General features: G+C 36.2%; 21 protein-coding genes. 9 read left to right on the top strand and 12 right to left on the bottom strand.

The window, feature by feature from the left end; genetic code table 11:
• Window positions 1-56: 56 nt before the first annotated feature.
• Together NCE97_RS00655 and NCE97_RS00650 are read right to left on the bottom strand one after the other, a co-directional pair.
• Window positions 57-248: a hypothetical protein gene (locus NCE97_RS00655; RefSeq protein ID WP_353776936.1), complete on the bottom strand. Its 192-nt coding sequence runs from the start codon at window positions 246-248 to the stop codon at window positions 57-59.
• 8 nt (window positions 249-256) lie between these two features.
• Window positions 257-1,054: a TerB family tellurite resistance protein gene (locus NCE97_RS00650; RefSeq protein ID WP_353776935.1), complete on the bottom strand. Its 798-nt coding sequence runs from the start codon at window positions 1,052-1,054 to the stop codon at window positions 257-259.
• Window positions 1,055-1,174: 120 nt separating this feature from the next.
• Here NCE97_RS00650 and NCE97_RS00645 point away from each other — a divergent pair, with 120 nt between their 5' ends.
• The 5 genes from NCE97_RS00645 to NCE97_RS00625 all read left to right on the top strand — a co-directional run bounded on the left by NCE97_RS00645 (window position 1,175) and on the right by NCE97_RS00625 (window position 3,962).
• On the top strand, window positions 1,175-1,585 hold the full coding sequence (locus tag NCE97_RS00645) for a BrxA/BrxB family bacilliredoxin (RefSeq protein ID WP_353776934.1): 411 nt from the start codon (window positions 1,175-1,177) through the stop codon (window positions 1,583-1,585).
• Between the two features lie 88 nt (window positions 1,586-1,673).
• Complete coding sequence (locus tag NCE97_RS00640; protein ID WP_353776933.1) at window positions 1,674-2,111, top strand: hypothetical protein; 438 nt, start codon at window positions 1,674-1,676, stop codon at window positions 2,109-2,111.
• A 19-nt stretch (window positions 2,112-2,130) separates the two neighbouring features.
• Window positions 2,131-2,868, top strand: coding sequence for a lysophospholipid acyltransferase family protein (locus NCE97_RS00635; RefSeq protein WP_353776932.1), 738 nt, complete (start codon window positions 2,131-2,133; stop codon window positions 2,866-2,868).
• Entirely contained in the window at window positions 2,861-3,517 is a 657-nt protein-coding gene (locus NCE97_RS00630) for an HD domain-containing protein (protein ID WP_353776931.1), read from the top strand. Before NCE97_RS00635 ends, NCE97_RS00630 begins: the two co-directional genes overlap by 8 nt.
• On the top strand, window positions 3,504-3,962 hold the full coding sequence (locus NCE97_RS00625; RefSeq protein ID WP_353776930.1) for a GNAT family N-acetyltransferase: 459 nt from the start codon (window positions 3,504-3,506) through the stop codon (window positions 3,960-3,962). Before NCE97_RS00630 ends, NCE97_RS00625 begins: the two co-directional genes overlap by 14 nt.
• Window positions 3,963-4,009: 47 nt before the next feature.
• On the opposite strand, the gene NCE97_RS00620 is transcribed toward NCE97_RS00625, so the two are convergent.
• From NCE97_RS00620 to NCE97_RS00580, 9 genes are all read right to left on the bottom strand, one after another.
• The gene (locus NCE97_RS00620) at window positions 4,010-4,771 is read right to left on the bottom strand and encodes a hypothetical protein (RefSeq protein ID WP_353776929.1); all 762 of its coding nucleotides are present in this window, start codon (window positions 4,769-4,771) and stop codon (window positions 4,010-4,012) included.
• A gap of 66 nt (window positions 4,772-4,837) precedes the next feature.
• Window positions 4,838-5,911 carry a PA0069 family radical SAM protein gene (locus tag NCE97_RS00615; protein WP_353776928.1) on the bottom strand — a complete coding sequence of 358 codons (1,074 nt, stop codon included), beginning with the start codon at window positions 5,909-5,911 and terminating at the stop codon, window positions 4,838-4,840.
• Between the two features lie 72 nt (window positions 5,912-5,983).
• A complete protein-coding gene (locus tag NCE97_RS00610; protein WP_353776927.1) occupies window positions 5,984-6,172 on the bottom strand; it encodes a hypothetical protein in 189 nt (62 codons plus the stop codon).
• Between the two features lie 155 nt (window positions 6,173-6,327).
• Window positions 6,328-7,110 (bottom strand): enoyl-CoA hydratase/isomerase family protein, encoded by a 783-nt coding sequence (locus tag NCE97_RS00605; RefSeq protein WP_353776926.1) that lies wholly within the window; start codon window positions 7,108-7,110, stop codon window positions 6,328-6,330.
• 12 nt (window positions 7,111-7,122) lie between these two features.
• Entirely contained in the window at window positions 7,123-8,577 is a 1,455-nt protein-coding gene (locus tag NCE97_RS00600; RefSeq protein ID WP_353776925.1) for a sensor histidine kinase, read from the bottom strand.
• Window positions 8,578-8,699: 122 nt separating this feature from the next.
• Window positions 8,700-9,248 carry a CopD family protein gene (locus tag NCE97_RS00595; RefSeq protein WP_353776924.1) on the bottom strand — a complete coding sequence of 183 codons (549 nt, stop codon included), beginning with the start codon at window positions 9,246-9,248 and terminating at the stop codon, window positions 8,700-8,702.
• Window positions 9,249-12,341 carry a VPS10 domain-containing protein gene (locus NCE97_RS00590; RefSeq protein WP_353776923.1) on the bottom strand — a complete coding sequence of 1,031 codons (3,093 nt, stop codon included), beginning with the start codon at window positions 12,339-12,341 and terminating at the stop codon, window positions 9,249-9,251. It lies immediately after the preceding gene.
• Between the two features lie 72 nt (window positions 12,342-12,413).
• Window positions 12,414-13,454: a ferrochelatase gene (gene hemH / locus NCE97_RS00585; RefSeq protein WP_353776922.1), complete on the bottom strand. Its 1,041-nt coding sequence runs from the start codon at window positions 13,452-13,454 to the stop codon at window positions 12,414-12,416.
• 5 nt (window positions 13,455-13,459) lie between these two features.
• Window positions 13,460-14,344 (bottom strand): AraC family transcriptional regulator, encoded by an 885-nt coding sequence (locus NCE97_RS00580; RefSeq protein WP_353776921.1) that lies wholly within the window; start codon window positions 14,342-14,344, stop codon window positions 13,460-13,462.
• Window positions 14,345-14,551: 207 nt separating this feature from the next.
• Between NCE97_RS00580 and hemA the strand changes: the two genes are divergently transcribed.
• The 3 genes from hemA to hemE are packed head-to-tail and all read left to right on the top strand — an operon-like array spanning window position 14,552 to window position 18,409.
• Complete coding sequence (hemA, locus tag NCE97_RS00575) at window positions 14,552-15,811, top strand: glutamyl-tRNA reductase (RefSeq protein WP_353776920.1); 1,260 nt, start codon at window positions 14,552-14,554, stop codon at window positions 15,809-15,811.
• Entirely contained in the window at window positions 15,804-17,384 is a 1,581-nt protein-coding gene (hemC, locus tag NCE97_RS00570) for a hydroxymethylbilane synthase (protein ID WP_353776919.1), read from the top strand. Before hemA ends, hemC begins: the two co-directional genes overlap by 8 nt.
• Window positions 17,384-18,409 carry a uroporphyrinogen decarboxylase gene (gene hemE / locus NCE97_RS00565; RefSeq protein WP_353776918.1) on the top strand — a complete coding sequence of 342 codons (1,026 nt, stop codon included), beginning with the start codon at window positions 17,384-17,386 and terminating at the stop codon, window positions 18,407-18,409. Before hemC ends, hemE begins: the two co-directional genes overlap by 1 nt.
• Here hemE and NCE97_RS00560 read toward each other — a convergent pair.
• Window positions 18,406-19,194, bottom strand: coding sequence for a THC0290_0291 family protein (locus NCE97_RS00560; protein WP_353776917.1), 789 nt, complete (start codon window positions 19,192-19,194; stop codon window positions 18,406-18,408). The genes hemE and NCE97_RS00560 overlap by 4 nt on opposite strands.
• Before the next feature lie 269 nt (window positions 19,195-19,463).
• Here NCE97_RS00560 and gdhA point away from each other — a divergent pair, with 269 nt between their 5' ends.
• Window positions 19,464-20,807 carry an NADP-specific glutamate dehydrogenase gene (gene gdhA / locus NCE97_RS00555; RefSeq protein WP_353776916.1) on the top strand — a complete coding sequence of 448 codons (1,344 nt, stop codon included), beginning with the start codon at window positions 19,464-19,466 and terminating at the stop codon, window positions 20,805-20,807.
• Window positions 20,808-20,912 lie beyond the last annotated feature (105 nt).

Below are 20,912 nucleotides of genomic sequence, written 5' to 3'. Positions count from 1 at the left end.
TAAATAGATACGTCCAGTTTTTTGGGTTCAGATTTTGGGTTGATGTTAAATTGTTCTTAAAGTTCTAGAGTGTTGACATCATCTTTTTTAGCAGCTTTATCAACACGTTCTATGCCTGACTTTTCAAAAGCACTAGGATGCTCTAAAATACCAAGTTGAGAGTCTGGATTTTCATCAGTATTGAACGCTAGCTTTATGATTATAAAAGCGATGATAAAAACAATGACTATTCCAATTAACCAATACATAATCTAGACTAAAACCCTCGTTCTTGTTGAATGGTTTCATAGGCTTGCTGCACTTGCCTAAACTTCTCTTCGGCACCATCTTGATGTTCTTTCCCAAGATGTGCAACTTTATCTGGATGATATTTTTTAGCCATTTTTCTATACGCACGCTTCACTTCATCATCTGTAGCGGACTTGGAAATTTCAAGAATTTTATAGGCTTGCTCTCTGCTGTTGTAGAACATGGCTTTGATGCTTTCAAAATCTTTGTTGCTAATTCCTAAGTATCCAGATATAGTATAGATCTGCTTAATCTCACTCTCTGCAACGACTTCATCAGCCTTGGCAATTCCAAATAAGAAGTGCATAAGTTGCAATCGAGATGGATGGTCCATCATATCTCTAATCTGCAAACACACTTGACGCGTTGAAATATTCTGTTTGCTTATGTTTTTGAATAGCTTAAAGGCATTGTTAGCACGTTCCTTACCATACATGTTTGTAAACTGTCGGCGTACAAAATCTAACTCTCTTTGATCCTGTTTGCCATCCGCTTTTATAACTATAGATGCCAAGATTAGAAGACTCACTTCAAAATCTCCAGAACGTGTCTGAGCTCTTTGCCGTTGTGTTCTGGTTCGTTGAGTTGTTCTGTGCTGTGGTCTTCTTTTGGTTCGTTGAGAGTAATCACTCTCTCCCAAAAGCGGATTATTTTGACTAGATGCCATGGCATCTACAACACTTCCAATTGCTAAACCAATAATGGCTCCAATTGGTCCTCCAAAAGACCATCCTATCGATGCGCCAATCCACTTAGAAATACTCATGTAAGCTATAGATTTTATTTATGACCAAATATAATATTTGTAAGGCGATAAAAACCAAGATTTGTTACACAATTGGTATCTTTGCAATTCATTAAAAAGAAATTAATTTAAATAAGAGATATGTATCCAGCAGAATTAGTAAAACCAATGCGCGAAGATTTAACCAATATTGGTTTTGAAGAATTACATACAACAGAAGCAGTAGATGCAGCAATAGCGAAAACGGGTACTACATTAGTGGTTGTAAATTCGGTTTGTGGTTGTGCAGCAGCAAATGCTAGACCAGGAGCCAGATTGAGTTTGCAAAATGCAAAGCATCCAGATCATTTAGTTACTGTTTTTGCAGGTGTAGACAAAGAAGCTACAGATAAAGCAAGAGAATATATGATTCCTTTTCCGCCAAGCTCACCAAGCATGGCATTGTTTAAGGATGGAGAATTAGTACACATGTTGGAGCGTCACCACATTGAAGGACGTCCTGCTGAAATGATTGCAGAGAATCTTATGGACGCTTATAACGATCATTGCTAAGAAGAGAAGATTTTTAAATATTTAAACCACGCTTTTGCAGCGTGGTTTTTTGTTTTGTGGCGCAACCATTTTTGTTGATTTGCATCTTATGAATATATCGTTAAAAATATTCGCCTTGAGAAATACTATTATTTGTTTATTGACTCTTATAGCGTTGACATCTTGTGACTACTATTATGGATATAATTTAAACGTTACTAATGCAACGGATGATGACCTTTTGGTACAGGTTTATAGATTAAATGAAGAAGAAGATTATGAGTTAATTGAAGAGGTTTTGATATTGCCAGAGTTGAAAAGTGAAATAGTTTATTTAGGTGGAGGCAATTGTGGAAAATGTTGTCCAGTAGATCCGTTTAGTTATGATTTTTTCTCTGAGCATTGGAGAATTGACAGTCTTTCTGTGCTTAAAAATAGCATACCAATTGATTATGAATACATTAATAAAATCTCTAATTGGGATTTTAGCACAGAATGTCAGACAGGAATTTATGAAATTGAAATTTTAAACTCTGATTTCGAATAAGCTTTTCTAAATTTGCTTCATGCAAAAGCTATTAGCCTACCCTTTGACTGTACTTTATTTCTTATGCTTCGGATTGACCTTAGTTGTTTTTCATCCGATTCAGTGGTTTTGCAAAAACGTTTTTGGGTACAAAGCACATAAAATAAGTGTTGACTGGTTACAGTTTTTTATCATGCGCAGTCTTAATGTTTTGGGTACTCGGTTTTCGTTTCAGAATGAATTCAAAATAGATACAGATAAACCTTTGATTATGGTGTCTAATCATCAGAGTATGTACGATATTCCACCATTGATTTGGTACATGCGAAAGCATCACCCAAAGTTTATTAGTAAGATAGAATTGGGTAAAGGCATACCAAGTGTGTCTTACAATTTGAGACATGGAGGCTCCGCATTAATCGATAGAAAGAACCCTGTTCAATCCATAAAGGCGATAGAAGAGTTTGGAGAACGCGTTAAGACCAATAATTGGGCAGCAGTTATTTTTCCTGAAGGAACCAGAAGCAGGACTGGCGTTCCGAAGCCTTTCAAGAAAAAGGGATTGATAACCTTATTTGAATCTGTACCCAATGCGTTGATTGTTCCGATAACTGTAAATAATTCATGGAAGACCTTGCGTTATGGAAAGTTTCCGATGGGAATAGGAGCACATTTAAAGTTCACAGTTCACAAGCCTTTGGAAATTGATTTAGAAAACAAAGAAGGATTAATACAACAGATTGAAAGCACAATAACAGAAGCAATTATTAATGAGTGATTCTAAGCTAATAGAGACTACAAAAGATTTTGTAAAAACTACTTTAGAAAATGCTGAAGGCGGACACGATTGGTTTCATGTACTTCGTGTTTATAACAATACGATGCTGATTGCTAAAACTGAAAATGTAGACGCAACTGTTGTTGCTCTCGCTGCGCTATTGCATGATATTGCTGATTCTAAATTTCATGATGGAGATGAAGCAATTGGCCCAATGAAAGCACGCGAGTTTTTGTTTTCTCAAAACGTAGATTCTACTGTTATTGAGCATGTGGTAAAAATTATTGAAAACATATCTTTTAGTAAGTCTCTAGATAAAAAAAACCAATGGACTTCAGATGAATTGAAAGTGGTTCAGGATGCAGATCGTTTGGATGCTCTAGGTGCAATTGGTATTGCCAGAGCATTTAACTATGGAGGTTTCAAAAACAGGAAAATGTTCGACCCTGGAATTCCTCCTAACCTAAATATGACAAAGGAAGAATATAAAAAATCGACTGCGCCAACCATCAATCATTTTTATGAAAAGCTATTGCTCCTGAAATCAAAGATGAATACCAAAACTGGTAAAAAAATAGCTGAACAACGTCATAAGTATATGGAGGAGTATTTGGAACAGTTTTATGCCGAATGGGATGGGAAACGATAACTATTCATATAAGGTTTTGGAAGGCATTCCACAACAAGATGCTCTTCAAGATTTAAAAAATATTTATACATCTATTTTTGAAGATGCCGATCTTCATTTTTTTGAAGAACGACTCAACACTAAGCAGAACGTTCTTATTGTATTAGCTTATGATGGAACGAATCTAATTGGTTTCAAGATTGGGTATCGCTATGATGAGTATACTTTTTATAGCTGGGTTGGAGGCGTGAGAGAATCTCATAGGCAAAAAGGAATTGGACAGTATCTGGCAGAGCTTCAGGAAGAAAAGGCGAGAGAGCAAGGTTACACTAAATTAAGAACAAAGTCCATGAATCGATTCAAGCCAATGATAATTTTGAACTTGAAGAGAGGCTTTGATATCATCTCAGTTTATACCAACGAAAAAGAACAAACCAAGATTATCTTCGAAAAGGATATAACATAAAAGAGCAGCCATTTGGCTGCTCTTTCTATATAGAATATAAATGTTTCTTACTGTCTGTAAGTGTATGTTGCAGTGTAGATGCTAGTTGAATTGTCCATTACATCAGTAGCTGTAACTGAAGCTGAAGTTGGATAATCATCAGCATTGTAAACATAGTCAAAGTTTACAGTATGCGTAGTTACATTATCAGCATCTTTAATTGTGATCATGCTTGGATTGTTAGCTGGCAACAACATTCTAGCTTGAACCAATTGAGGGTTCTGAACATCTGAGCTAAAGTTTAACTCAATGTTGTCTAAAGCATCTATAATCCCAGCAGCATCTAAAGTATAGAAGTAAGGATTTGGCTTGTTGTCATAAGAAATCTCAGCAGTATAAACTACTGTAGTATATGAGTTTGTATTCCAGTCGTATTCTTCGTCTAAAAGTGTAAGTTGTACTGGGTTTCCATTGTTATCGTATTGAGTAACTTCTCCAAACTCGAAAGCATCTTGAGGTGTGTCATATAATTCTAAAACATTAAGGTTGTCACCACCACCAGTAATGTTAGATAATGCGCCATTATCGTATATGAATAAGTTTGTGTCTACACCATCAGTAACACTAGTTACTTTACCATCTGTATCGTAAGTTACGTTTATAGTTGTATTTTCAGCTGGATCTTGAGCAGATACTACAGTAATACTTTCAATAAATCTTTGGATTTCAGTTGGAGGATCTGAAGGATCATTTGACGAGTCGTCACTACTACAACTAAAAGAAAATAAAGTGATTAATCCAAGGATAAACGGGGTGAGGTTGAATTTCATAAAAATTTGTATTTGAATAAATTAAATTGATTAAAGAGCCGCAAATATAGAAATTTCGTACAATAATCAAAACAGTTTCATTTGCCCATTTTTGTATTGCTCATGAAGCTCAGTATTTAATTTTGGCATGGACTTATTTTTGAAGTATTTAAGCCTTGCCAATCGCATTAAACTATTAATTTGTTCTGCAATTTTTCCTTCGCCTCGCATGCGAGTGCCAAATCGACTATCGTTAAGGTTTCCGTTGTGACAGCTTTCAATTTGATGAAGGACTTTATCTGCTCGTTCGGGGAGTTTCTTTTTAATCCAGTCGGTAAAAATTTCACCTATTGCTCCATTAAGTCTTACAATAGTATGCGCAATCGATGAGGCGCCAACTTCTGAAACTGCTTTTGCTAAAGGGAGTATTTCATGACTGTTTATTGAGGGTATTATAGGAGCGAGCATCACATTAACTGGGATTCCATTTTTGCTTAAAGACTCAACGGTTTGCAAACGTCTTTTTATAGTTGCAGTTCTAGGTTCCAAGATACGTCTTGTGTCTTCTTTTAGAGAAGTAATAGAGACATTGACACTTATAAGTTGGTCTTTTGTGAGTTCTGTTAAAACATCTAGGTCCCGAAGTATCAAGGCGTTTTTTGTAATAATACTAACAGGATGTTTGAATTTGAGAAACACCTCAAGACATTGCCTTGTTAGTTCAAACTTTTTTTCCGCAGGTTGATAGCAATCTGTATTTCCGGAAAGTACAATAGGGCAGGCTTTCCAGCTTTTCTTTTTGAGTAAAGTCTCTAATAACTTGGCAGCATCTTTTTTAATAAGAATTCTACGTTCAAAATCTAGACCAGCACTATAGCCCCAATACTCGTGACTATTCCTTGCATAACAATAGATGCAACCATGTTCGCAGCCTTGATAAGGATTCATGGAGTACATCATCCCGATGTCTGGGCTTGTCACTTTATTGACTATGGTTTTTGGGAATACTTCTAAGTACAGTGTTTTGTTATGCTCGGCTAGGTCACCTTCGCGCTCACAATATTCTAGAAAATCATCTCGTATTTCGTGACTGTGTTCAAAGAATCGATTATGAACATTTTGCTGAGCGCCACGGCCTTTTATGGTAGATTTGTTTAACATATTTGTAATTTATTGTAAAATTACAAATAAAATTAATCAAATGTGAAACAATAATTTTGTGTTATTAACAAATTAGAATATTAGAACTTCAAATATTACAGAAACGACTATAATGACAACAATAACCAATACTGTCAATAGGTATATTCTAGCCATCTTTTTTTCATCACTGAAGTTACCAATTGGGTTAGATTCAATATTGGCAAATATCTGATTATCAATTAAGATTTTATCAACTCTTTGAGAGTCTGAATCTAGCAAAAAATATTTTTCACTATTATCCTCAGATGTAATACAATAGTATTTAATTCCCTGCTTTTCCAGCTCAGATTCAAAAACAATTTTGTCTTTAAAAGGAATATAAAGTTTATAGTGATTTTGGTATTTTATTTCAAAATTCTTGTCCAATAATTAGATTATTTCCCAGGAAAATCAGCCTTGCGTTTTTCTAAGAATGCAGAAGTACCTTCTTTGAAATCTTCAGTCCCAAAGCAGTTTCCAAATTCTTTGATTTCTACATCAAAACCGTTGACTCCATCTTTGTAGTTAGCATTTACAGCTTTAATTGCTGCACCAATAGCCACAGATGAATTTCGCATAATCTTGCCCGCAATTTTGTAGCACAATGGCAACAATTCCTCTTGAGAGGTAACATGGTTTACAAGCCCATAATTAAGTGCTTGGTTAGCATCAATCATACCAGCTGTCATAACCATTTCCATAGCTCTGCCTTTCCCTACAAGCTGTGGCAAACGTTGTGTGCCGCCATAACCAGGGATAACGCCTAGAGATACTTCTGGCAATCCCATTCTTGCATTATCGCTAGCCACTCTAAAGTGGGCAGACATGGCTAATTCTAATCCACCTCCAAGTGCAAAACCATTTACTGCAGCAATTACAGGCGTCGATAGATTTTCAACAAAATCAAATAAAACGTTTTGACCATTAGCTGCTAATTGCTCACCTTCAGGAACAGAAAAATCTGCAAATTCACTGATGTCAGCACCAGCTACAAATGCTTTTTCACCACTACCAGTAATGACAATAACTTTGGTATCTGGATCATTGTTTTCAGCTTCAAAAGCATCGTGAAGCTCATTAATAGTTTCCTGATTTAAGGCATTTAATTTATCTGGTCTATTGATAGTTATGGTACAGATTCCATCACGGAAATCCGTTAAGATGTTTTTATACGACATGAGATTGTTGATTTATTCTTTTGGGAAAGACACCGTAAATGTGGTACCTTCTCCAAATTCTGATGTAAAGGTAATACTTCCGTCATAAGTTTCCACAATGTTTTTTACCATCGCTAGACCTAATCCCATTCCACTGGTTTTGGTTGTAAACTTAGGTTCAAACACTTTGGGCTTGTTTTCTTCGGTAATCCCAGCACCATTATCTTCAACGATAATTTTTACTAATTCATTGTCTAAAAGAACAGAAACATCAACCCTTGGACTTTGATGATCATTAGGAATAGCTTGGATACCATTCTTAACAAGGTTAGTGACTACTCGGATAAGTTGTGTTCTGTCGAACTTGGCGATGATTTCTTTTTCGTCACAATTGAAAGAGATGAAAGATTCATTAAAAATGTCTAAAGCAAGTCGCGTGATTTCAACAACATTGAGCATTTCGTTTTGTTGTGCAGGCATTTTAGCAAAGTTTGAAAATGCAGATGCTATGGAGCTCATGGTATCAATTTGTTGAATAAGCGTTTTAGAATATTCATCTACTTTTTGATGAATATTTGGATCTTCCGGATCAAACTTTCTTTGGAAACTCTGTACGCTCAATCGCATTGGTGTCAATGGGTTTTTGATCTCATGCGCAACTTGTTTTGCCATTTCTCGCCAGGCTTGTTCACGTTCGCTAGTAGCTAATTTTACAGCACTCTCTTCAAGCTCATCGATCATGCTATTATACGATTCAATAAGTGCTGAAATTTCTTCACTGGTTTCTCCAACTTCAATCTTTTCATTACGTCTCTCGAGGCGTGTTGCTTTAATTCTATCGCCTATAGATTGAATCGATTTGGTTATATATTTTGAAAGGAAATAAGCCAGAACAACGGCAATAATCAACATCAATATGTAGGCGTAGCCCAAACGTTCTAGAAATTCATTCAACTCTTTTGCCAGAAAATCATCATTCTCTAAATAGGGAAGGTTTACTATTGCCAAATTCTTAGACTTGTTATCAAGCAAATAACTATATGAGGATTGAAAGGTTTCGTTATCTTCCTGTCGCTTGTTTACAAAACGGTGTTCGGCAGTATGAGAAAGGGTGTTTAGTATTTCGGCATCGATACATTTCTCAGCGAGCTCTGGTTTCAAGTTAGCTTCAGAAGTGATAAGCAAAGCACCATCGAGATCATATAGAATAATCGGAAGGTTGTGGATATTTGCAACTTCGAAGATTTTTTCCTTAAAAATTAAAGGGACTTTTTCAGTCTCAATAGGATAAGTCGTTTCATCTAAAACAAAACCAAGATGTGTTTTTATGTTTTGCTCCTTACGTTCTAGACGTTGTTTATGGTAATCTTGTGTCTCTTCACTATACTGATATATAGCTACAGCTGCAATAAGTACGGAAGCCAATAGTATGAGCACTATCATGGCTATAAAGATGCGTACGCGAAGGGACAATTTTTTTAATTTCATCTAGAAAACTAAGATTGTTCTAAATATAGCAATAATCAAACCAAACATATAAATTCCATTGTTCAAAAAATTAAACCCCAAAAAGAGATCTTGGAATTTGACTTTTGGAATTTCTTATTTACTCATGCATTTGGGTTTTTCTCTCTAATCCTTTTATAGAGTTTGAACCCAAGCATCAATAAAATACCAAGGACTATAATTCCGATAACACCAAAAATCCAATTGATAGCATTCTTTAAAATAACCAGAAATACAACTGCAAATAGTATGAATGTGGCGCCTTCATTCCATATTCTCATAAAGTTTGAAGAGACTTTTACAGTATCTTTTTGTAGTTGTTTGAAATATTGGTGGGTTTTAAAGTGATATATAATGAGTAACAGTACAAAAGTCAATTTCACGTGCATCCAACCTTGCTCCAGCCAAGAGGGGATAAGAATAATCAACCAGATGGCAAATAGTGTAGCTAGTATTGCCGAAGGCCAGGTAATGATGTACCATAGTCGTTTTGCCATAAGCTTAAGTTGATCTCCAAGGATTTCCTTATCTGGAGATGGTTTGTGAAACGCTTCGATTTGATATACAAATAGCCTTGGTATGTAAAATAGCCCAGCAAACCATGTGATTACAAAGATGAGGTGCAGCGCTTTTATATAATTGTAGTATTCCATTTAGTCCTTAACAAAAAGATAGTTTAAGTTTTTACTATTGAAGGCATTATTAAATGCTTTGATTTCTTCATCAACAAGCTTATCGAAAGCATTTAGCTGTTCATTTATTTTTTTGGTCAAATCATTTTTTACAGCAATGTCTTGATCTGTTGGTGGAAAATCTCCCATAGATACCAATGAGTTCAAATGTCCCAGTTTGTTGGTCAATCGTATTGGGAAATTCAATGGATCTTGACGGCTTTTATTTTTAGTTTGATAAAGCGCTTCTTCAATTTCGGTGAATTGTTCTTTTAAGGTTTTCGCCTTATCCAATAAATCTTTTACGGAATCGTCTCTCTTGTATTGCGTTTGAAACGCAGACAGTTGCTTATTAATATTCCTGATTTTTTTGATGGACTTATGTGCTTTATCCATGGTAGTATTGACATCTTTTACAAAAGCAAATTGTTTTTGCATGCCTTCAAGAGAGCTTTCTGCTCTTGGGTCAGCCAGAATATTGAAGTCTTGTGAAAGCGTTTCACCATTAATATTTAAAACAACTTTATAGGTTCCTGGAATTGCCCTAGGACCATTCAAGCTTGCCCACCAAAGGATCATTCCTTTGAGACGTTCTGCACCTTTGTACGTCATATTCCAGACAAATTGATTCGATCCTTTTTTGACTGTAAGTTTGTTTTCCTTTTTGTTTTTTGTGTTGAATGATTGAATAGTATCTCCTTTGGAATCAAAATAGGTTAATGATATTTCATCTTTTTCATCATAATCTTTGAGGTAGAAATAGGTCATTACGCCGTTAGGGTGATTGGTTCCAGCAGTTTTACTGCCTTTTCTACTTCCACCTCTCATTCTGTAAGAGTCTTTTGGTTTAAATAAGATATGAGCATCTTTTTTAGCGTCATACAATTGATGAATAAGCGTCAAATCATCAATAACCCAAACACTCCTTCCTTGAGTAGCCACAACCAGGTTATTATTTTTAAGGGTTAAATCCGTAATGGGTACAATTGGTAAATTTAACTGAAACGATTCCCAGTTTTTACCATCATCAAATGATACATACATACCTGTTTCTGTTCCTGCATACAGAAGGCCTTTACGCTTAGGGTCTTCTCTCAATGCTCTTGTAAAATGTTCCGCATTAATACCATTAGTGATTTTTGTCCAGGACTTGCCATAATCAGTAGTTTTATAGAGGTAAGGTGCGAAGTCGCCAGTCTTATACTTTGTTCCAGCGATATAGCATGTGCCAGCATCAAAAGCACTTGGTTCTATGCTATTTATCATGATCCATTCTGGCATTCCTTTTGGTGTAATGTTTTCCCAGGTTTGTCCTCCGTCTTTTGTAATATGAACTAAACCATCATCACTTCCAACCCATAACAAACCTTCTTGCAAAGGTGATTCTTGAGCTGCAAATATGGTACAGTAGTATTCTACAGAAGTGTTGTCCTGAGTTATTGGGCCGCCAGATGATTTTAGTTTCTCAGGATCATTTCGTGTCAAGTCTGGACTGATAATTTCCCAGGATTGCCCTTCATTTTCAGTAACATGCACATGCTGAGAAAATGTGTATAATCGATCGGGATTGTGCTTAGAGAAAATAATAGGGAAATTCCACTGGAAACGATACTTCATGCCTTCTGCACCATGACCCATCGGGTTGTCTGGCCAAACATTTATAGCACGAACAGTTCCTTTTTTATGATTAACTCTGGTCAGATATCCATCATAGCTTCCGCCATATACTATGTCATTATCTTCTGGATCTACAGCAATATGAGCAGATTCACCACCTGCAGTGCTTTCCCAATCGTCTTCATCAATTTGAAAACCATTAGTTCTATGAGGAATTCTTATAGTTGAATTGTCTTGCTGAGCGACATATATACGATAAGGAAAATGATCATCAGTAGTTACTCTATAAAACTGTGAGGTTGGTTGATTGTGGTAAGTGCTCCAGGTTTCGCCTCCATCATAAGTTACTTGAGCGCCACCATCGTCACCAATAACCATACGATCTGGATTTTCTGGAGCAATCCAAAGATCATGGTGGTCTCCATGAGGTGCATTATGCGTGCTGAATGTTTTTCCACCATCTGTACTTTTGTGATATCTTACATTGAGTACGTAGACCTTGTCAATATTTTTAGTGTCAGCATAGACTCTAGTATAATACCATGCACGTTGTCTTAGCTTACGTTCACTATTTACTTGTGTCCATGTTTCACCACCATCATCACTTCTGTACAAGCCGCCTTTGTCTTGGTTTTCGACCATTGCCCAAACGCGTTGGTTATTTACTGGAGATACTGTTACACCAATAATACCTAACGTATCTGTTGGGAAGCCTTTGTTTTTTGAAATCTCTTTCCAAGTTTCTCCTTCATCTGTACTTTTCCAGAGGGCAGAACCAACACCTCCAGAGCTTAGACTATATGGCGTCCGTTGAACACGCCATGTAGAAGCGTAAATGATTCTAGGGTTTGTAGGGTCAATAATCAAATCTACGACTCCAGATTGGTCGTTTGAGAACAATATTTTTTTCCAAGTGTTTCCACCGTCTGTACTTTTATAAAGACCTCTATCATTCGTTGGTTTATATATGTTGCCTAAAACACCTGCATACACTGTATTGTAGTCAGTAGGATGAATAGCAATCCTTGGTACATGTCTAGAGTTTTTCAAACCAGATTCTGTCCAAGTCTTTCCAGCATCGACGCTTTTCCAAATTCCATAACCAGAAGACACATTGCCGCGAACCGTTTTTTCGCCACCGCCAACATAGATGACATTAGGGTCACTTTTGGCAACAGCTATTGCACCAATACTTCCACCAAAAAAGCCATCGGAAATATTTTCCCATTCTCTACCGCCATTTGTGGTTTTCCAAATACCACCTCCTGTGGCTCCAAAATAAAATAGATTTGGTTGGTTTGGTACTCCAGTAACGGCGGCACTTCGACCACCTCTAAAAGGACCAACTAATCTATATTCTAAGGCTGAATACAGTTCTTTATCAAAATTTTGAGCAGTACTTTCTAGGTTGAAAAGAGATAGGACAATAAGAACAGTGAGAGAAAACGATAATCTCATAGTGATTTTTTTGAATTGGTTATGAAGCTTAAAAATACTAATAAATTACAGGAGATTAATCTGATCGTTTGTTTAAAGCTCTTGTAAAACCTCTGAGGTTGCCCATTCGTTAATCCAATTTGAAAGCAAATTCACAAAAGGTTGATCGTCATTCAAACATGGTACTACAAAGAAGTCGTTACCACCAACCTCGTGGAATAGTTCTTTTCCTTCCATGGCTATTTCTTCGAGTGTTTCCAAACAATCACTAACAAATGCTGGAGTCACTATTGCCATATTTTTTACACCATCCAAGCCTAATCGTTCTATGGTTCTATCAGTATATGGTTGCAGCCAAGGATCAAACCCCAAACGAGATTGGAAACTTGTTGAGTAGCTGCCCTCTTTTAGTTGAAGTTGTTCGGCAACGAGTCTAGTAACCTCATAGCATTGATGGCGATAGCAAAACTCGTGCGCTTTGGAAGGTGTTGCACAGCAACTACCATCTATCTTACAATGCGATTTGGTGACATCGCGTTTCCGGATATGTCGTTCTGGGACACCATGGTAAGAAAACAGTAAATGGTCGATGTCCCTATCTTTTAAAGATGCAGCGATAGAATCGCTTAGTACTTTGATGTAATCAGATTTGTTGTAAAAAGCAGGAACGGATTCTATGTTTAGATTTGGAAAATGTTCTTTTCTTATATCTTCAGCTAGTACTAAAATCGTTTCCGTAGTAGCCATTGCAAATTGAGGATAGAGTGGAAACAGTAAGACGTCTTCAACACCTTTGTCCGCTAACTCTTGCAATCCTTTTTTTATCGTCATGCTACCATAACGCATTGCTAAGGCAATCGGTGCATCAACTTGTTCTTGAATTTTGCTTTTCAGGTTTTCAGAAATAACGATAAGTGGAGAACCTTCTTCCCACCAAATTTTCTGATAAGCTTCAGCCGATTTTTTTGGACGTGTATTCAATATGATACCTCTGACTATAAAACTGCGTAACCAGTAAGGAACATCAATAACACGTTCGTCCATTAAAAACTCATCCAAATATTTTTTTACATCTTTTGGATTTGGGCTATCTGGTGAGCCCAGATTCACTAATAAAATTCCTTTTCTTTTCATTTAGATTAGTTCAATGACATCAAATATTTTTTGGGTGTAGTGCCGTATTTCTTTTTGAAAGCTGAAATAAAATGACTGGCAGTGCTATAGCCCACTTTTAATCCAACTTCGTTAACATTGTGTTTGCCACCTTCGAGAAGTTTTCTGGCTACTTCCATTTTGTAATCAAAAAGGAAACTATAGACTGAATCGCCATAGATTTGTTTAAAGCCTTCCTTTAGCTTTTTCAAACTCAAATCGATTTCATCTGCCAATTCTTGAAGACTTGGTGGTTCTACCATACGTGCTATGATAATATCTTTGGCCTTCCTAATTTTTATGACGTTAGATTCATCAACCAAAAAAGGACACTGCTCAATATCAGCTTCTTTATTCTTATTGAAAAATAAGCTCAGGAGCTCATAAACTTTTCCTTTAGTATATAGATGCTGAACAGAAGGATTGAGGTTGTAGTTAATGATTTGATTAAGAACAATAGTCATCGATGGTGTTATCTTGGCATCTGAATAGTACTTCTTGTCCTTATTATCATCACTCAAAAAGGTAATATAGTTGGCTTCTTGCGAAAACAATCCATGAAATTTTTCAATAGAAATTAATGCAGACACCAACCAAGTTTTTGGCTTTGCGTCCAAATGGATAGGGAGTTCTCGTTGAGGATTATAAAGCAACAAGGATTGTTCTTCGGCAATTCCGAATGTGTAATTTCCATTATTGAATTGAAAATCTATACTGCCTCTGAGGCAAAAATGGAACTGAATGAAACGACTATCAATGTGTCGTTCAAGCGTTTGAACAGCATTGGATTGATTCTGAAAGGTGAGCACTAAAAAACCATCTTCGATAGCAATTTCGTTGAAAGACCCTTTAGCGATACTTTTTTCTAACAAATTTTTGAGATTTTATAATTTCTTATTTAGAATGATTCCAAACAAAATCATTCTAAAAGCGCAATTTTGCTGTAAAAATACCGCATTTTTTTGATTTAGGTCAAAAAAGCATTCGAAATACCGCAAACGATATTTAAAGTTCTTCTAGCGTTATTTTTTAATAAAGAAGCCTTATATTTTTGTTTGCTGAAAATTGCTACCCTATTGATGCAGTCTTATAACATATCTAAAAGTAACTCGTTCTATGCGATTGGCTTAAGCTATAAAAAAGCCGATGCCGAAGTTAGAGGCCATTTTAGTTTGGATAATGATGCTAAAGCGCAGCTAATAGAGCAGGCGAAAAGTGATGGCATAGAGAGTCTGTTGGTCACTTCTACATGTAACAGAACTGAGATTTATGGTTTTGCGCAACATCCCTTTCAGCTTATAAAGCTTCTATGTGACAACACTAAAGGTACTGTTGAAGCATTTCAGAAAGTCGCTTATGTTTATAAGAATAAGGATGCAATTTCTCACATGTTTAGAGTTGGTTCTGGTCTCGATAGTCAGATATTGGGAGATTTCGAAATCATAAGCCAGCTGAAAACGAGTGCAAGAGTTTCAAAAAAAGAAGGATTATTGAATCCATTTTTAGAACGCTTGATAAATGCCGTGATTCAAGCTAGCAAGCGAATAAAAACTGAAACCGAAATTTCTTCTGGCGCGACATCTGTTTCTTTTGCTTCTGTACAATACATTATGAATACAGTTGAAAAGGTTTCAGAAAAAAACATTTTACTTTTTGGAACAGGAAAGATTGGTAGAAATACTTGCGAAAATTTAGTAAAACATACCAAAAACAAGCATATAACACTTATCAATAGAACGAAAGATAAAGCTGAAGCAATTGCCGGAAAGTTTAATCTTGTGGTTAAAGACCATGTTGAGTTAAAAGAAGAAGTAAACACTTCAGATATTATTATAGTTGCTACTGGAGCTAATAAGCCAACAATAGATAAGTCGTTATTCAATTCTGATAAGAAGCATTTGATTTTGGATCTTTCGATTCCTAAAAATGTGCACAATAATGTAGAGGAGCTAGATAATGTAACGTTAGTTCACTTGGATCATTTATCTCAAATTACGGATGAAACCGTTGAGAAAAGAAAAGCACATATTCCATTAGCAGAGCGTATTATTGAAGAGGTGAAGCTAGAATTCAACACGTGGTTAGAGACTAGAAAATTTGCTCCAACAATAAAAGCACTTAAGCATAAGCTTCAGGATTTTGCTTCTACTGAATTGGAAGCACAGCGCAAAAAACATACAGACTTTAACGAAACACAAGCAGAAGTCATTAGCAATAATATTATTCAAAAGATTACCAATCATTTCGCACATCACCTAAAGGATGATAGTTCTACTGATGAAAGTCTAGAGCTTATAAAAAAGGTGTTTCAGCTAGAAACTTCAGCATCCAATGTCTAAGATCATTCGTATTGGCACACGCGATAGTGAACTCGCACTATGGCAAGCAAAAACCGTTCAACAAAACTTAGAGCGTTTAGGCTATAAAACTGAATTAGTTCCTGTAAAATCAACTGGAGATATCGTCTTGGATAAACCTTTGTACGAATTGGGAATTACAGGGATTTTTACAAGAACTCTAGATATAGCAATGCTCAATAATGATATTGATATTGCTGTTCACTCTCTAAAAGATGTTCCAACAGTATTGCCAAAAGGGATTGTACAAGCTGCAGTTCTAAAGCGTGGAAATGTCAATGATATCTTAGTATTCAAAAATAACGAGGAGTTTTTATCTCAACGAGATGCAGTTATTGCTACAGGAAGCTTAAGACGAAGAGCACAATGGCTGAATCGTTACCCTACACACCGTACGGAAGATTTAAGAGGAAATGTGAATACGCGCCTCCAAAAGCTTGAAGATAATGAACATTGGAATGGCGCTATATTCGCTGCTGCTGGTTTGGGTCGTATAGGATTGACTCCAAAGAATACTGTAAAGCTAGATTGGATGGTTCCGGCACCAGCACAAGGTGCGGTTGTAATTACAGCCTTGGAAGAAGATAAAGAAATGCTGACTGTTTGTGCTGAAATAAATCATCAAGAAACTGAGATTTGTACAACAATAGAGCGTAAATTCCTAAACCTACTTGAGGGAGGATGTACAGCTCCAATAGGTGCATTAGCCTATATAAAGAATGATGAGGTCAATTTTAAAGGTGTCCTACTGAGTAATGATGGTTCTAAGAAAATAGAGGTTAATAAGGTAGCCAAAGTAGGAGAACATCATGATATCGCTAACTTTTGCGCAAGTTATGTTATAGAGCGAGGCGGTAAGCGTTTAATGGATACTTTCATAAGAGAGAAGAAAACGACCAATGTATATTCTACTAAGCTTTTAACAGAAGCACAGAGACAGCTTTTTAATGAAACTATTGGAGCCGAAAGCTCTGATTTTATTAAGATAACACTCAATAGAATTAAAGCAAGTATCCTTAAAGCACCACACGATAATGTAGTTATTACAAGCAAAAATGGTGTTGAGGCTATTACATCTATTGTTCCAAAAGAAGAATTAAAGTTTAAGAAGATTTATTGTGTAGGAAGGCGAACAAAAAAACTTATTGAGCAAAAAATAGGACCTGTTACTCATGTGGAGAGGAATGCTAAGCGATTAGCGGAATATTTGGTTGAGAATATAGAAGGTGGTAGTGTTACGTATTTTTGTAGCAATTTGAGATTAGATGATTTGCCAAATATCCTTTCTCAAAACAATATTAATGTCAATGAAGTTGAAGCATATCAGACACGTTTCGATGCCCTTAAAATTGAGCATGAAATAGATGGTGCTTTATTTTACAGCCCATCGACTGTTCAAAGTTTTGTCTCTCGAAACAGAGCAAAAGGAATAGCTTTTTGTATTGGAGAAAGTACGGCGAAAGCAGCAAGGCAATACTTTACTAATGTAGAGATAGCTAAAGTACCTACTGTAGAAAGCGTTATAGAACTGGTTAATGATTATTACATAAAATGATGATTAAAAACGATTTATTTTTAAAAGCATTAAGAGGAGAAACTGTTGATAGGCCACCTGTGTGGATGATGCGCCAAGCTGGGCGATATCTACCTGAGTTTATGGCTATCCGCGAGAAGTATGATTTTTTCACAAGATGTAGAACTCCAGAGTTAGCCAGTGAAATTACAGTACAGCCGATACGTCGTTATGGAATGGATGCTGCAATTTTGTTCTCGGATATCTTAGTGATTCCTCAAGCAATGAACATTGAGGTAGAGATGAAGCCAAACTTTGGGCCATACCTGCCTAACCCGGTGAGGACTCAGAAAGATGTAGACAATGTAGTGGTCCCAGATGTTACTGTCGAACTCGACTATGTCTACCAAGCCATAAAAGCCACTAAAGAATTACTAAATAACGAAATTCCACTAATAGGATTTGCAGGGTCACCCTGGACTATACTATGCTATTGCGTACAAGGGCAAGGCAGCAAAAACTTTGATAAGGCAAAAGCATTTTGTTTTACCAACCCTGTAGCAGCACATCAATTACTTCAAAAGATAACAGATACAACAATTGCGTATTTAAAGGAGAAAGTTAAGGCTGGAGTTAATGCAGTTCAGATTTTTGATTCTTGGGGAGGAATGTTGTCACCAACCGATTATCAAGAGTTTTCCTGGCAATATATTAATCAAATTATTGAGGCTTTAAAAGATTATGCTCCTGTTATTGCTTTTGGAAAAGGATGTTGGTTTGCACTTCATGAAATGTCTAAGTCCAATGCGTCTGCACTAGGTATAGACTGGACGTGTACTGCCAGAAACGCCAGATATCTTACTGGAGGAAATATAACACTACAAGGGAATTTTGATCCATCTCGTCTGTTATCACCACCAGATGAGATTAAAAGAATGGTTCACCAAATGATTAACGAGTTTGGTAAAGACAGATATATTGTGAACCTAGGTCATGGTATTTTACCAAACATTCCTGTAGATAATGCCAAGGCATTTATAGATGCTGTAAAAGAGTATAAGGCTTAGTCCAGATAGTAGATATATCCAAAATTTAACCAGACAAGCCAATCATTAGCTTTATTTGAAGGGAGCTGATGGTCTAGACCATCTATAAGGTTATTGCCATAATATTGCCACCTGAGGTCTAGCATTAAATCCGATAAAATAGTAAGCTTGTAGCGTACGCCAATACTACCAACTACAGACCAAGTACTGCCGCCTTCAGGATTAATTGATCCTGGTTCCCAGAACGAATAGAAGTTATTTGGGTTCTGAATATTCATATCTCCATATCTTGTTGAAGCCGAAGGATTGTAATTCACATAGTGCGCTCCAAGGCTCACAAAAGGTGCAAAAGAATACATTCCTGCCTGGAAAGCTCTAATACTTTTTGGGAAATATTCTAGCTGCATACCAATATCGAGATTTTGCGCTTCACCAGAATGCTGCCTTAAACGCTCAGCATTTTCACTTGTTCTGGCCTCGTCTACCCATCTCCCAAAATGATCTAGTCTTGTTTTGTTCCAGGAGATTTCGCTACGAATTTTAAAGTGATCATTCCAATATGTATCTGTTGAGTAACAATTACAATCGGCTCTATAAGCAAAGTTTATATAATGAATGATCCCGATCCCAATACCAGTATTACCTGCATTGGTCTCAAAATCTCTACGAACTCCAAAATCTGACTGAAAAGCAACAGGTCCAGCAATGACGCCAATTTCGTGAGAAAACCCTAATTGAGAATAACCAGTGTTAAAACTTAAAGCAGCAATAACAATGAAAATCAACTTTTTAGTATGGTGCGCCATATGGTCTTTTTTTGAGGCGATTAGTGAACAAATATAAAAATTATCGATAAAATACAAAAAAAATACGCTGAAATGCATATAATTAATTTATCTTACAGATATCGTTCAAATGCATAAAAATCAGATTAAACGAATTTTAATTTAAAAAATCACCTCTTTATTTTATACATTTTAGTATAAATTAAATTTAATGAGAATATCGAAAAAAAGATATGGCATTTTTAAAGATAATGTATCTTTGTGCCGCACAATTAATAATAATTTAATACATGAAAAATAATATTGAGGCTTTTCTAGACCTTGTAAAACAGAAAAATGCTCACGAACCTGAGTTTTTACAAGCGGTTCATGAGGTCGCAGAAACGGTAATTCCATTTATTGAAGAGAATCCAAAGTATCAAGACAAGATGTTGTTGGAGCGTATGGTAGAACCAGAGCGAACAATCATTTTTAGAGTGCCTTGGATTGATGATAATGGTAACACTCAAGTCAATAGAGGTTTTAGAGTAGAGTTCAACTCTGCCATTGGACCTTATAAAGGAGGATTAAGATTCCATCCTTCGGTGAACTTAAGTATCCTTAAGTTTCTAGGATTTGAGCAAGTTTTCAAAAACTCTCTTACTACGCTTCCAATGGGTGGCGGAAAAGGAGGGTCGGATTTTAACCCAAAAGGGAAGTCTGATAATGAAGTGATGCGTTTTTGTCAATCATTCATGACAGAATTGTTTAGACATATTGGCCCTAATACTGATGTGCCTGCTGGAGATATTGGTGTTGGAGGAAGAGAAATAGGGTATATGTTTGGTCAATACAAACGCCTTCAAAATGAATTTACAGGTGTATTAACAGGAAAAGGCCTTACTTATGGAGGTTCATTAATAAGACCTGAAGCAACAGGATATGGAGCTGTATATTTTGCGAAAAACATGCTAGCTACTAAAGGCGACTCTTTTGAAGGGAAAACAGTAGTGATTTCTGGTTCTGGTAATGTTGCACAATTTGCATGTGAGAAGGCTACACAGCTTGGAGCAAAAGTTGTAACCTTATCCGATTCTTCTGGATATATCCATGATGCCGATGGTATTGATGCTGATAAACTTGCATTTGTAATGGAATTGAAGAATGTAAAACGAGGGAGAATACATGAGTATGTAGATCAATATCCAAATGCTACATTCCATAAAGGAGAGAGACCTTGGTCTGTGAATTGCGATATAGCGATGCCTTGCGCAACTCAAAACGAACTCGATAAAGAAGAAGCTAAGCAATTAATTGCAAACAATGTAATAGCTGTATCTGAAGGTGCTAACATGCCAACAACACCAGAAGCAATTACAGAATTCCAAAATGCTAGAGTTTTATTCTCACCTGGTAAGGCATCTAATGCAGGTGGTGTAGCAACTTCTGGTTTAGAGATGAGCCAAAATTCTTTACGACTTAATTGGAGTAGAGAAGAGGTTGACGAAAAGTTGAATACGATAATGAATGATATTCACGCTGCTTGTGTAGAATATGGATCTGAAGCAGATGGCTATGTAGATTACGTTAAAGGAGCAAATATAGCTGGTTTTGTCAAAGTTGCCGATGCAATGCTGGCTCAAGGAGTTGTATAATTTTCTCTATTAATATAGATTAAAGGCTTTCATAAAAACATGAAAGCCTTTTTTGTATATGATTAATCCGTTTTTCTCGTTATAACAATATATATTTGACACATC

Source organism: Winogradskyella sp. 3972H.M.0a.05 (genome assembly GCF_040493455.1).
Lineage (GTDB): Bacteria > Bacteroidota > Bacteroidia > Flavobacteriales > Flavobacteriaceae > Microcosmobacter.
The sequence above is the reverse complement of the archived record's forward strand: the minus strand, read 5'-3'. Positions and strand labels throughout refer to the sequence as shown.